Raw genomic sequence first — 13,307 nt, forward strand, 5'->3', positions numbered from 1 at the left:
CACGGAGTATGGCCGACCGGGAATCTACGAACCGCGCGCGGCTCAGGTTTCAACCCGCGGTGACGCCATCATTCGACCACGATGTCGATTAAACGCATGTCACATGCGCAGCCGTATCGTTCTTTTCGCCTCCGCCCTGGTCGTCTTCACCGCCGCGATCTTCCTGTTCGAAGCCCACGCCGGCGCGCCTCAACGCGCGGTCGAACATTGCGGCTTCTGGACCACGATCGACGCGGGATTGTCGTGTAGGTAAGGCCGCTGTCCACACGTCATTGCGAGGAGCCCTTGCGACGAAGCAATCCAGAGTCCTTCCGCGGAAAGATTCCGCTCGCAATGACGAGGTTGTGGTTAGACTCGCCTCCACGCACTCGCTGTCATCGCCCGGCTTGACCGGCGTCCAGTACGCCGAGACGCCTGTCGGTCGCCGAGAAGCCGCGGCGTACTGGTTCCCCGCTTTCGCGGGGAATGACACCTTCGCCGCAGCGTCGATCTCGCACCTCAGAACAAGCTGCCCTGATCCACTGGCTTCGCCACGCGCTTCGGCGCGGGCTTTGAGTCCGCCGCGGCCGGCTTCGGTTGCGCCGGTGCGCGCTTTGCCGGCGCTGGGCGATCGGCATCTGCGGTTGCGGCCACGCGTCCATCGGCGAACTCGATCTCGACACGCGCGGCAGGACCGATCGCGTCGGCCGAATGCACGGGATGGCCGGCCTCGTCGCGCACCAGCGCAAAGCCGCGCGCGAGCACGCTGCGATAGGACAAGGCGGAGAGCAGCTTGCCGCTGTTCTCGACGCGCGCATCGAGCCGCTGCAGCAGCGTGACCACCGCGCGGCCGGCGCGCTCGGCCAGGCGATGCGTACGCTCGCGCTGACGCGCAATCGCATTGCGCTGCGCCTGCGCGTTCGAAAGCTTCGAAGCGCGCAGGCGAACCTCCAGCCCGGCAAAGCGGTCGCGCCGCCGCCGCAGGAGCGAACGCGCGGAAAGACCGAGCCGCTCGCCGCATACGGTGAGGCGGTGATCGGCCTGCGATATCTGGCCGTGCAGCACGCGTAGCGTCAGCTTGGCGCCGGCGGCGGTGAACCTGCGGAAATGCGCATGCGTATTGGCCTTGAGGCAGCGGGGCAGGGACGCGCCCGCCGAATCCAGCCGCTGCCGCGGGATCGCCAGCAGGTCACCCGCCGCCGGCAGCGCGCGTGCGGCGGCGCGCAACTCGCTGCGGCGGCTCTCCTGCGCGCGTTGCCAATAGGCGCGGGTGCGGCGTCCGAGATCGGCGACCTCGACGAACAATTCGCTGCGCACCGGCACCGCCATCTCCGCCGCCGCCGTCGGCGTCGGCGCGCGCTTGTCGGCGACGAAGTCGATCAGCGTGATGTCGGTCTCATGCCCCACCGCCGAGATCAGCGGGATCATGCTCTCGGCCGCCGCGCGCACCACGATCTCCTCGTTGAACGACCAGAGGTCCTCCAGCGAGCCGCCCCCGCGCGCGACGATGAGAACGTCGGGCCGCGGAATCCTGCCGCCCTCGGGCAGCGCGTTGAATCCGCGGATCGCGGCCGCGACCTGCTCGGCCGAGCCTTCGCCCTGCACCTTGACCGGCCACACCAGTACGCGGCGGGGAAAGCGGTCCTCCAGCCGGTGCAGGATGTCGCGGATCACCGCGCCGGTCGGCGAGGTCACGACGCCGATCACCTCCGGCAGCCAGGGCAGCAGCTGCTTGCGCGCCTCGTCGAACAGGCCTTCGGCGGCGAGCTTCTTCTTGCGCTCCTCCATCAGCGCCATCAGCGCGCCGATGCCGGCCGGCTCCAGCGCCTCGATCACGATCTGGTATTTCGAGGAGCCCGGATAGGTCGTCAGCTTGCCGGTGGCGATGACCTCGAGCCCCTCCTGGGGCTTGAAGCGCATGCGGGTGTGCACGCCCTTCCAGATCACCGCCTCGATCTTGGCGCTCTCGTCCTTGAGCGCGAAATAGCAATGGCCGGAGGAATGGGCCCCGCGAAAGCCGGAAATCTCGCCGCGGACGCGGACATGGCCGAAGGCGTCCTCGACGGTCCGTTTCAGGGACAGCGAGAGCTCGGAAACGGTGAATTCGGGCGCGTTGAGCAGTTGTTCCGCAGGCGGCATCGGCAAACGATTCGGCATTTTGGGGTCGAGGGCGACGTTAGGGATTTTCGCGCCGCAGCGCCAATCGATTCCGTTGGCCTTGGAACGGTCCGACGGCCATCGCTTGACTGACCGCATTTTCATATATGAAATTAAGAAATCATAAATAAAAACGAGGAAGCGGCTCCTGATGACAATCGTCACTGATCCCGACGACCCACGCGGACGCATGTTCGGGCCGTACCGGCTCAAGCCGAACAGCGGGGTCAATCCGCCCTATTCGCCGGCCTATCCAGTCGAGTGGGGCTGCACCTTGCGAACCGTCGAGATCATGACGCGCGTCGCGCCGGGCAAGGTCGCGAGCCTCCTCGCCGACACGCCGTTCGAGATCGCGAGCGACCGCGTCGCCTTCCGCTTCATGCGGTCGCCGGGCCATTCCCTTGCCGTGCACGCGGGCGAGATGTTCGACCTGATGATCTCGGTGCCGGTGCGCTACAAGGGGCTGTTCACCGAGACGCATATCTTCATGTATTGCAGCGATCCCATGGGGATCTGTGCCGGACGCGAGGTCTTCGGCTACACCAAGAAGGACGCGCATTACGCCTTCGACGAGCATCCGGACGGATCGATCACCGGCTGGGTCCGGCGCCGCGGAATTCCGCTGGCCGATTTCTCCTTCACGCCGGATGCGTCCGCACCAATCGTCCGCATCGTCGACGGCGACGAGCTGCCGGCCGGCGAGATCCATGTGCGCCGTCTGCCGCATCCCGAGCGGCTCGGCGTGGCTTACGCGGACGTCGCCTATCGCCGCACGCCGCTGAAATATTCCAAGCCGGTCCCGGGCCGCGCCTCGATGACGCTGCACGCCAGCGAATACGATCCGATCGCCGAGCTCGAGCCCGAAATCCTCGGCGCGCATTTCATGGTGTCGGAGGTATATGGCGGTGGTTTCGAGGTCGAGGACCGCAGGCTCATCGAGCGGCTGACGCCCTGAACGACAAGATCAGCCCGCATGCGATGTACGTGCGGGCGGCGACCACCGGGACGAAACACGCACAAGGCAAGGGAGGGTTGAGCATGGTTGGACGATATCGGGTGAGCCGCCGCGGGCTGCTGGCCGGCGCCGGCGGGTTGGCGCTGGGCATGACGGGGCTCGGCGCGCGGGCGCAGGAGACAAAGCCGCTCCGCATCGGCGTGCTGACGGACATGTCCAGCCTCTATGCCGATGTCACCGGTCCAGGCTCGGTGCTGGGGGCCAAAATGGCGGTGGAGGATTTCCAGGCCTCGGGACCGAAGATGACCCGGCCGATCGAGATCATCAGCGGCGACCACATGAACAAGGCCGATGTGGGCGCCAACATCGCGCGCGAATGGATCGACCGCCAGGGCGTCGACGTGATCGTCGACGCGCCGAACTCGGCCGTCGCGCTCGCGGTCCGCAACATCGTGCAGCAGAACAACAAGACGCTGCTGGTCTCGGGCGCCTCGTCGTCGGACCTGACCGGCAAGGCGTGTTCGCCGAATCTCGTGCACTGGACCTACGACACTTACGCGCTCTCGTCCGGGGTCGCGCGCGCCGTGGTCGAGAGCGGCGGCAAGAGCTGGTTCCTGCTCACCGCGGACTACGCCTTCGGCCATGCCATGGAAGGCGACATCAAGACTGTCGTGCAGAAAGCCGGCGGCAAGGTTCTCGGCGGCGTGCGCACGCCGATCAACACGCAGGACTTCTCGTCATTCCTGTTGCAGGCCCAGTCGTCGAAGGCGGAAATCATCGCGCTGATCAATGCGGGCGGCGACACCATCAATTCCATCAAGCAGGCGGTCGAGTTCGGCATTCCGCAAGGGGGCCAGCGCGTGGTCGCGACGGTGCTGTATCTCAGCGACGTGCATTCGCTCGGCCTCAAGATCGCGCAGGGGCTGCAGTTCACCGAATCCTTCTACTGGGATCTGAACGACGACACCCGCGCCTGGACCAAGCGCTTCGCGCCGCGCAACAACAACCGCTATCCGACCGCGCTGCATGCCGGCGCCTACGCCACGACGCTGCATTATCTCAAGGCCGTCGATGCGCTCGGCGCCTCCGGCGACGGCAAGGCCGTGGTCGAGCAGATGAAGAAGCTGCCGACCGACGATCCCTTGTTCGGCAAGGGCAGCGTGCGGGCCGACGGTCGCAAGTTGCACAACATGTATCTGTTCGAGGTGAAGACCCCCGGCGATTCCAAATATCCCTGGGACTATTACAAGCTGGTCAAGACCATTGCGCCGTCTGAGGCCTGGCGGCCTCTGGCGGATGGCGGCTGCGAGTTTCTGAAGTCGTGAGCGGCAGTGACCGGCCGCCGGTCGCGCTCGTCACCGGCGGCGGCGGCGACATTGGGCGTGCCATTGCGCTGAGGCTGGCGCGGATGAGCGCTGCGGTCGCGATCGTCGACCGCGACGAAGCGGCGGCCAACGCCACGGCGCGGCTGGTCGAGCAGGCCGGGGCGAGGGCACTCGCGATCCGCGCCGATGTCTCGATCGCCCGGGATACCATCGCTTACGTCGAGGCGACCGAAGCACGCCTGGGGCCGATCGGCATCTTCGCCAACAATGCCGGCATCGAGGGTGTCGTCGCGCCTCTGCACGAATACCCGGACGAGACATTCGATCAACTGCTGCAGGTGAACGTGAAGGGGGTGTTCCTCGGCCTCAAGCACGTGATCGCAAGGATGATGCAGCGTGGGACCGGTGCGATCGTCAACACCGCCTCGACATCTGCGATCCGCGGGCGTGCAGGGCTCGCCGGCTACGTCGCCTCCAAGCACGCCGTGCTCGGACTGACGCGTACGGCCGCGCTCGATGTGGCCGGAACGAAGATCAGGGTCAACGCGGTGCTCCCCGGCCCGGTGGAGTCGCGCATGATCCGGGAATTGGAAGGCCAGGCGCGCAAGAGCGACATTGCATTGCGCCGAAGTGCGCCGGCCGCCCATGGGCGGCCGCAGGACGTTGCGAACATCGTTGCCTTCCTCGCGTCCGACGAGGCCGCGCATGTGAATGGTGCGGCCTGGGTCGTCGACGGGGGCATGACCGCCGGCTAGCTAGAGCGTGCACTCATTGAGCGGCCGGCGGCTGATGTCCGGTTTGCGTCAACGTCAAGATTGCTTCCGAGGTCGCAGATGGGTCCAGAAGCGGACGTCGCTGGTAGTCGCGAAAGTTAACGCCACTCGATTCCGTATGCATCAATGGGCTGCTGAAAGCCCTTGAGCTGATGGGCACCCAAACTTGACACTTGCACGCGATCCCGGATGCAATCCCGTACAGCCTTTGACACGAGAATAGCATTCGGTTCGGCCAACTGACACAAACGTGCGGCCAGTTGAACGGTCGCACCGAAAAGGTCGTTGCTGTCAGCAATCGGTTCGCCGACATCGATGCCAATTCGCACCTGAAGCTTCTCCTTGCTCGCCAGATTAAAGGCTTCAAATGCGCGTTGGATGGCGCGGGCGCATTGCACGGAAGCAGCGGCGTCGGCAAAGGATGCCATGATACCATCGCCGGTGTGCTTCACCACATGCCCGCCCTCGTCCTTCAAGGCCCGGCGCACCAGCGCGTCATGAGCCCGAACCATCTCCACTGAACGAGCATCGCCAAGACGCTCCGTCATGCTGGTAGAGCCGACGATGTCGGTGAACAAGATAGCCCGCAGCGCCGAATCGAATTTTACATCGTCTGCCGCGCCGCTAGGTGCCGGGTCGGATACTCTCCCCAGAAACGCCTGGACCGCCGAGAGGTCCACTTCGATGACATCTTTCGCTACGTCGCCGTGAGCTTCGTCATGAACCTTCATCGCCGTTCGGATATCCGGTGCGTCAATGAGGCAGAAGCCCGTACCGCGCGATTCATCAAACCAGTACGTTAGAAAACGAACGCCGTATCTATCTTGCACTTCCAAATCTTTGCGATGCGCCTCGGCGATATCGGCAGCGGTCAGCCCCGAGAGATCGTGTCGGTCAAGGAAAATTGGCATTGGCAGCACCCGATCCAATTCTTCGAAATATGGCCTGAAGTCTGCACCAAGCTTGGAGTTCCCGAAAGTGCCAATCCCCGCGTCCTGATGTCCGCCGCGGGGTCACGAGCCGCCGATCCCGCCCGAGGTCGGAGCTTCCGCTTTGCATGCAAGCCGAGTCTATGAGTACACGTTGTTAGGCGATGCCGCCGATCTTCTCGGATACGATCCTCGCCGCGCCCCGCAGCTCTGCCGCAATGGTGCTGGCCTCGCTGGCGGGGATCTGATCCTGCCGCACCAGCGGGACGGTCATCGCGGCCACCGCGCGGCCGGAGGCCTCGATGATCGGGCAGCTATAGGCAAGGATGCGCGTATAGCCGTCGTCATTGGAGAAATTTCCACCCTCCGCGGAAATGCGGTCGAGCGCCGCAAGCGCCTTCTTGACGCTGATCCGATCATTGGTCGCGATGACCTGCGCAAGCTCTTCGCGCCGTCCCTCGAGCTGGAAGGCCGCCAGAACCTTCGCCGACGCATATTGCTGGGTGAGCGGAAACACCGCGCCGACCTTCACCGACCAGCCCATCAGCCATTCCGGCTCGATCCGGGCGATCACCATGAACTGCTCGCCGTGCAGCACCGTGAGGTGACAGGACAGCTGCACGCGCGAGGCGAGCTGCTCCATCACCGGCAGCGCCGCCTTCAGCAGCCGCTCGGTCGGCGGGAATTGCGAGGCGATCCGAAACAGCTTCAGCGTCAGCGTGTATTCGCCGGTCGCGGGATCACGCGCGACATAACCGCGCCGCTCCAGCGCCACCAGCATCCGGAAGATCTCGCTGACCGAGCGCCCGACCGCTTCGGCAAGCTGCTTCTGACTGAGGCCCCGCGCCGCCCCCGCCAGCGCCTCCAGCAGGTCCAGCCCCTTTTCCAGGGCGGGCGCGCCCGGCTGCAGCTTCTCAGTCATTCCTTTGGCCTTGTTGGATCAGCGCCCGCGAGCACACAGGGGAAAATGCAATTCCCGTGTAGCCGATTGCTCGCACGGCGAAAAGTCGATCGCCAGCAAGCGCCTGGCCGAGCTCGACGAAATCATCCACCAGCTCGTAGGATGGGTTGAGCCCTTGCGAAACCCATCGCTTCTCTATCCGCGTTCTCCGTATTCGCGGCCGTCATCCGACTGATCGCCGGCCCAATCGGCCGGGTCATTGCCAAGCTTGACGTGGCGATGAAACGAGGAGGGCGCCCAGTCACGCACCCGTTTGACGAGCCCGTGCTTGACCGGATTGATGTGGACATAGTCGACATGCCGCGCGAAATCGACGTCGTCACGAATGGTATGCTCCCAATATCTGCGTTGCCAAATGCCCCGTTCACCTTTGACCGAGCGGCTTTGGGAGATCCTCTCATTGCGCGCCAGACCGCACAAAAGGGTGGATTTCATCAGCTGCCAGCGCATCGCAAAATCGGCATCACCTTCCGGTGACGTCCACACCGTGAAGGTGGTCAGGCAGAACCACGATGGCATCGATCGTGAACGGATGGCGCTGGCGCGTATCGCGAAACGCCGCGCGTAACATCTCGATATGATTTGTCAACAATGCCAGCTCCGCCCGCAAGATTGACGGCGAAGAAAAAATACCCACCCGGAACGAAGTTGCGGCGGTACGCGGTCATGACGCAACGTTACCACGAAACAAGTGCGATGGGTTCCGCAAGGGCTCAACTAATCCGACGGTTGCAAACAGGGATTAAATTAATCTCTCTGCGTAGCTGCGCAGTAATTTGGAGCGGGCATGGAGAAAAGCGCGGTAATCATCGGACCAAGTCTCGGGTGGAAGAAAATTGGTCAGCTCGATCTGTGACGTGTCTTTCGGCATCATCTTTTTATATTCGCTTGGTGCCTTGCCGGAAATTAGATTGTTGTCCGATTTAGACAGGATGCAAATGTTCGCAAATACCGACTCGTCTATCAGCGATAGGTCCACCACACCGTTCTTTTGGCCGTCTTCGAACTGAGATCTTAAGTATGTTCTCGGGTAGATATGATGAAACTCATTTCTATTGTACGCCTTGAGTACCTTTCTCAGGTCAATTCTGTTGCCACTGATGAGCGAGGTAGGTTGGTTCTGCGCCAACATGAGAATGAAAGTGCGCGATGCAACCGAATTGAGCCGAAACACTTGTTCGAAGAAGTCTGACGGTATGCTCACAGGCGTTGTATTAACAGTCAATAGATTTCGCTTTTTCTCTTTGAGTTCCCAGAATTCAATGACGTCCTCTTTCAGGCTCTTGACTGGCTGGCTGTTATAACGCCGCGCAAAAGCTGTCCGCCAAAACCAAACTAATACCTGAGTACGTTGGGCGCTGGTCATCCGGTGCTGCTTATTCGATGCGTCAGCGAAGAAAACTGTAAGTGGGACGAGCAAGTTTTGGTAGGGGAGATTGTCGAGAGACTCGATATGCAGATTTTTTCGCAGAAAATCGATCGCACCTTTAATCCCGGCCGCTACCTCAGGGAAAGAAGATCGCACCTTCGACCCGTTGAGAGTAATGAGAGCGTCGGCCGATGGATCGCGCACCATCACGGCTGCGCAACAACGAAGCAAGAGATCCTTGTCGCTCCCGACATCCCTGAAGCCAAAGGGCGCCAATTCTTCGGCAAGCTCCTCAAACTTCCTGTTGAGGTCAAAGTCCCCGCTCCAGGTCCATGCGCTAAGCAACTGCACCGTATCGAGCTCAACGCCTCGCTGGTTCACACGCTCGAACACAATGGCAACCGCTGTCTTGTCCTCGGTCTCCATTGTCTGCACTGGGATCAGCGCTTCTTTGAAGCGTGCTTGGATTGATCGATGCGGGCTACCATCTCGTCGCCCGTGTACCTACTGGTAGCCTTACGATGAGCGACGGGATCAAAGAAGCAGCCGACGGGAAAGTGCCGGTCGAGATCTACTGCGCTATCTTCGAGGGCTAAGAAGGAGCTCTCCTGGGCGTTTTCGCTCGCAGCTAGATCGTAGTAAATCTTCGACCAGAGCGGCGGATCGCCGAGTTTTATCTCAGTCTGAAAAACGCCAAAAATAGACGTGATGCGTTGCTGTCCATCAAGGATATAGTCGGTTGGGTATTGAGGGTCATTGGCCGGGAGCTTGAACGGTCCAAGGTCCCGCTCATGGGTCAACTCTTGTCGCGTGCGCCATAGCAAGATCGAACCAAACGGATATCCCTTATAGATGCTATCCATCAGGTAAGCGACACGTTCAGGGTCCCACACAAAGCCTCGCTGGAAGTTTGGCACGCGCATCCGCCCAGCGATCAATTCTTCCATGATCTTGCGGATGTTCATCGGCTCGGACATGCAAGGCGCCCCATCAAAAGCATCAAACAGTACTCGATTCGGCTACTCGAAGCTGTGTCATGGGCATGTATCCACCAGAAACGGTGGCCGAAGCCGCCGTTTTGCCTCACGTTTCGTGCCTGTCCTGTCAACCGAGAAAGCTCGTTGAAGGTTAGAAAGGGGGCTTTGGTTGCGGAGCGCGACTAACGGTCTGCGCATCGCGCCGCCTGATGAATTCTGGACTCGCGCCTAAGCGGTGCGCCAGGGGAATGAGGGCCCCATCCCCCCTTGAGCCCCACCCCGATTCATGCGACCTCCGCCCCAGCAAACCCCTTATCCTGAGCCTTCGATGCACATTCTCCTGCTCGGTTCCGGCGGCCGCGAACATGCCCTGGCGTGGAAGATTGCGGCCTCTCCCCTCGTCACCAAATTCTGGTGCGCGCCCGGCAATGCCGGCATCGCGAAGGAGGCGGAATGCGTGGCGCTCGATGTCGCCGACCATGCGGCGGTGATCGAGTTCTGCAAGCAGAACAAGGTCGAGCTGGTGGTGGTCGGCCCGGAGACGCCGCTGGCGGCCGGCATCGTCGATGATCTCACAGCTAGCGGCATCAAGGCGTTCGGGCCGAGCAAGGTGGCCGCGCAGCTCGAAAGCTCCAAGGGCTTTACCAAGGCGCTCTGCACCGAGTTCGGCATCCCGACCGGCGCCTACAAGCGCTTCACCAACGCCAATGACGCGCGCGCCTATGTGCAAAGCCAGGGCGCGCCGATCGTGGTCAAGGCCGACGGCCTTGCCGCCGGCAAAGGCGTGGTCGTCGCCAAGACCGTGCGCGAGGCCGAGGATGCCATCGCCATGATGTTCGAGGGCGCCTTTGGCGAGGCCGGCGCTGAAGTCGTGATCGAGGAGTTTCTGCCGGGGCGCGAGATCAGCTTCTTCGCGCTCTGCGACGGCGAGACCGCTATACCGCTGGCCTCGGCCCAGGACCACAAGCGCGTGTTCGACCACGATGTCGGCCCGAACACCGGCGGCATGGGCGCCTATTCGCCGACGCCGCTGGTGACGCCTGCCGTCCACGACGCGATCATGGCCAAGATCATCCTGCCGACGGTCTCAGGCATGAAGCAGCGTGGCACACCGTTCCGCGGCGTGCTCTATGCCGGGATCATGCTGACGACGCAGGGCCCAAAACTGTTCGAGTTCAACGTCCGCTTCGGCGATCCCGAGTGCCAGGTGCTGATGCTGCGCATGATGTCGGACATCGTGCCGGCCTTTCTCGCCGCCTGCGACGGGCAGCTGAAGAATTTCGACCTGCGCTGGCATCAGGAAGCCGCGCTCACCGTGGTGATGGCGGCCAAGGGCTATCCCGGCGACTACCAGAAGGGCACGCGGATCTCTGGCCTGGAGGAGGCCGCGAAGGTCGAGACCGCCGAGATCTTTCACGCTGGTACCGTCGAGAAGGATGGCGCGATCCTCGCCAATGGCGGCCGCGTGCTCAACGTCTGCGCGCTCGGCAAGACCGTGACCGAGGCGCAAAGCCGTGCCTATCAGGCCGTCGACCGCATCGACTGGCCGGAAGGATTCTGCCGCCGCGACATCGGCTGGCAGGCCGTGGAGGCGGAGAAGGCCGGGAAATAGGCCGCGATTCCGGACGTTGCGCCAACGCGCCGACCTGCAAATCTCGACGTTTTGCGTCACCGCGCCGCCACATCCGCAATCCAGAATGTGCAATCAGCAGTTGGGGTTAGTTGCCCCGACGATAATACCGGTACTGTGCATGGGGTTGTTTTCCACGTCTTGTTGAGGCGGGCCCCCACGACTGACCAACAAGGATGCAAAAAGATGTCCGACCTCGCCGACCTCTATCCGGGATTTGCCGCCGAATGGGTCGACACCTCCTTCGGCCGCATCTTCGCCCGCGTCGGGGGCAAGGGCCCGCCGCTGCTGCTGTTGCACGGCTTCTCCGAGACGCATGTGATGTGGCACCAGGTGGCGCCTGAGCTCGCTGACGCCTTCACGCTGATCATCGCCGACCTGCCGGGCTATGGCTGGTCCGACATGCCGGCGAGCGATGCGCTGCACATCCCCTACAGCAAGCGCGCCATGGCCAAGGCCATGATCGAGGTGATGGAGCGGCTCGGCCACGTGCATTTCGCGCTCGCCGGCCACGACCGCGGCGGCCGCGTCGCCTACCGCCTGGCGCTCGACCATCCCGGCCGGCTGTCGAAGCTCGCCGTGCTCGATATCCTGCCGACCTATGATTATTGGGAGCGGATGAACCGCGCCTATGCGCTGAAGATCTACCACTGGACCTTCCTGGCGCAGCCCTATCCGCTGCCCGAGACGCTGATCGCGGGCAATGGCGAGTTCTTCCTGCGCTTCAAGATGGCGAGCCAGACCAAGTCGAAGACGCTCGACGCCATCGACGCGCGCGCGCTCGAGCACTACCTCGCCCCGTTCCGCGATCCCGCCCGCATCCATGCGATGTGCGAGGATTATCGCGCCGGCGCCTATTTCGATTACGACCTCGACAAGGCCGATTTCGAGGCCGGCAAGAAGATCACCATTCCGATGCTGGCGTTGTGGGGCAATGCCGGCATCGCCCAGGCCGCCGCGACCCCGCTCGACACCTGGACGCAATGGGCCACGAACGTCGCGGGCATGCCGGTGGATTCGGGGCACTTCCTCACCGAGGAGAATCCGGACGATACCGCGCGGGCGTTGCGCGAGTTCTTCGCGGCTTAGGCACCGCGGTGCGCCACACCCACAACTGTCATCGCCCGGCTTGACCGGGCGATCCAGTACTCCGTGACGCCAGCGATCGACTCGACAGGCCGCGGCGTACTGGATGCCCCGGTCAAGTCGGAGTGCATAGCTCCTACCGCCGCTCGCGAAAGAACTCCCGCAGCAGCCGGGCCGCCTCGCTCTCGCCGACGCCGGAATAGACGTCGGGCGCGTGATGGCAGGTCGGGGAGGCGAAGAACCGCACCCCGGACTCGACCGCACCGCCCTTGGGGTCGGCCGCGCCGTAATAGAGGCGCCTCACCCTTGCAAAGGAGATCGCGCCCGCACACATGGTGCAGGGCTCCAGCGTCACGTAGAGGTCGCAATCGGGGAGGCGCTCGGTGCCGATCTTCTTTGCCGCCTCGCGCAGCGCGACGATCTCGGCATGGGCGGTCGGGTCGCGGTCGGTCAGCGTCCGGTTGGCCCCGGTGGCGATGACCTCGTGATTGCGCACGACCACGCATCCGATCGGAACTTCGCCCGATTTTCCGGCATTTTCGGCTGCCTCGAGCGCCAAATCCATGAAAGAAGGGGCTTTCATGCCTCGTATCATCGCCAGAAACCTGCTACTAGCTCCGCCTTCAGCAAGAGTGGATACCGATTTTGCCTGAGCATGCGGCTCGCAGCGAGCGCGCACAATGCTCATCGCACGACCCCGTCAAGTGAGATCATTCATGCCTCGCGACAGCGACAAAGACAACGATTCCCGCGGCCGGCGAGGCCCGGCCAAGGGCCCATCGAAGGGCCGCAGCGGCAAGCCGCGGGGCCCGGACAAGAAATTCGCCAAGCGCGGCTTCGAGGGCAAGAGTGCGGGGAGGGGCGACCGCGACAGTCGTCCGCCCCGCGGCGACCGTGACAGCCGCCCGTTCCGCCGCCGCGAGGAGGGCGATGCCCCGCGCCGCGATTTCAGCGACCGCCCGCGCTTCAAGCGCGACGACCGCGGTGGCGAAGGCCGCGGCGAGCGCAGCTTCAAGCCCCGCGGCGACCGCCCGTTTTCCGATCGCTCGTCGCGCGACGGCGAGAAGCGGCCGTTCAAGCCCCGTGGTGACCGCCCCTCCTATAACCGCGACGACCGCCCGCCGCGCAGCCGGGATCGCGACGATGCCCGTCCGGCCGGCCGGACC

12 protein-coding genes and 2 pseudogenes are annotated in these 13,307 nt (G+C 63.3%); 7 read left to right on the forward strand and 7 right to left on the reverse strand.

The features are described from left to right. Window positions 1–103: 103 nt before the first annotated feature. On the forward strand, window positions 104–253 hold the full coding sequence (locus tag SE91_RS36840) for a hypothetical protein (RefSeq protein WP_008570117.1): 150 nt from the start codon (window positions 104–106) through the stop codon (window positions 251–253). Window positions 254–498: 245 nt separating this feature from the next. On the opposite strand, the gene xseA is transcribed toward SE91_RS36840, so the two are convergent. Beyond that, window positions 499–2,118, reverse strand: a complete 1,620-nt coding sequence (gene xseA, locus SE91_RS03550; RefSeq protein WP_061850919.1) for an exodeoxyribonuclease VII large subunit — start codon at window positions 2,116–2,118, stop codon at window positions 499–501. 169 nt (window positions 2,119–2,287) lie between these two features. Between xseA and SE91_RS03555 the strand changes: the two genes are divergently transcribed. From SE91_RS03555 to SE91_RS03565, 3 genes are all read left to right on the forward strand, one after another. Then, on the forward strand, window positions 2,288–3,091 hold the full coding sequence (locus SE91_RS03555) for an acetoacetate decarboxylase family protein (protein ID WP_197489417.1): 804 nt from the start codon (window positions 2,288–2,290) through the stop codon (window positions 3,089–3,091). Between the two features lie 149 nt (window positions 3,092–3,240). After that, window positions 3,241–4,416 carry an ABC transporter substrate-binding protein gene (locus tag SE91_RS03560; RefSeq protein WP_061850921.1) on the forward strand — a complete coding sequence of 392 codons (1,176 nt, stop codon included), beginning with the start codon at window positions 3,241–3,243 and terminating at the stop codon, window positions 4,414–4,416. After that, window positions 4,413–5,171 (forward strand): SDR family NAD(P)-dependent oxidoreductase, encoded by a 759-nt coding sequence (locus SE91_RS03565; protein WP_061846605.1) that lies wholly within the window; start codon window positions 4,413–4,415, stop codon window positions 5,169–5,171. The genes SE91_RS03560 and SE91_RS03565 overlap by 4 nt, the downstream gene beginning before the upstream one ends. A gap of 116 nt (window positions 5,172–5,287) precedes the next feature. Here the strand turns inward: SE91_RS03565 and SE91_RS03570 are convergent, their stop codons facing one another. The 5 genes and pseudogenes from SE91_RS03570 to SE91_RS36845 form a co-directional block, all read right to left on the reverse strand. Next, window positions 5,288–6,100, reverse strand: coding sequence for a nickel-binding protein (locus SE91_RS03570; RefSeq protein ID WP_008544228.1), 813 nt, complete (start codon window positions 6,098–6,100; stop codon window positions 5,288–5,290). A gap of 175 nt (window positions 6,101–6,275) precedes the next feature. Next, on the reverse strand, window positions 6,276–7,040 hold the full coding sequence (locus SE91_RS03575) for an IclR family transcriptional regulator (protein WP_061846606.1): 765 nt from the start codon (window positions 7,038–7,040) through the stop codon (window positions 6,276–6,278). A 174-nt stretch (window positions 7,041–7,214) separates the two neighbouring features. Continuing rightward, window positions 7,215–7,747, reverse strand: a pseudogene (locus tag SE91_RS03580) (REP-associated tyrosine transposase). Between the two features lie 74 nt (window positions 7,748–7,821). Next, complete coding sequence (locus SE91_RS03585; RefSeq protein ID WP_197489418.1) at window positions 7,822–8,874, reverse strand: hypothetical protein; 1,053 nt, start codon at window positions 8,872–8,874, stop codon at window positions 7,822–7,824. A gap of 14 nt (window positions 8,875–8,888) precedes the next feature. Continuing rightward, window positions 8,889–9,425: a DUF262 domain-containing protein gene (locus tag SE91_RS36845; RefSeq protein WP_197489419.1), complete on the reverse strand. Its 537-nt coding sequence runs from the start codon at window positions 9,423–9,425 to the stop codon at window positions 8,889–8,891. Between the two features lie 328 nt (window positions 9,426–9,753). Between SE91_RS36845 and purD the strand changes: the two genes are divergently transcribed. Beyond that, window positions 9,754–11,037: a phosphoribosylamine--glycine ligase gene (purD, locus tag SE91_RS03590; RefSeq protein WP_061846607.1), complete on the forward strand. Its 1,284-nt coding sequence runs from the start codon at window positions 9,754–9,756 to the stop codon at window positions 11,035–11,037. Window positions 11,038–11,241: 204 nt separating this feature from the next. Then, entirely contained in the window at window positions 11,242–12,144 is a 903-nt protein-coding gene (locus SE91_RS03595) for an alpha/beta fold hydrolase (protein ID WP_061846608.1), read from the forward strand. Window positions 12,145–12,277: 133 nt separating this feature from the next. Here SE91_RS03595 and SE91_RS03600 read toward each other — a convergent pair whose 3' ends face one another. Continuing rightward, window positions 12,278–12,736 (reverse strand): nucleoside deaminase, encoded by a 459-nt coding sequence (locus SE91_RS03600; RefSeq protein WP_061846609.1) that lies wholly within the window; start codon window positions 12,734–12,736, stop codon window positions 12,278–12,280. 121 nt (window positions 12,737–12,857) lie between these two features. Here SE91_RS03600 and SE91_RS03605 point away from each other — a divergent pair. Then, window positions 12,858–13,307: pseudogene (locus SE91_RS03605) on the forward strand (pseudouridine synthase); the annotation flags it as partial.

The sequence above is a fragment of the Bradyrhizobium sp. DOA1 genome (genome assembly GCF_001593325.1).
Taxonomy (GTDB): Bacteria; Pseudomonadota; Alphaproteobacteria; order Rhizobiales; family Xanthobacteraceae; genus Bradyrhizobium.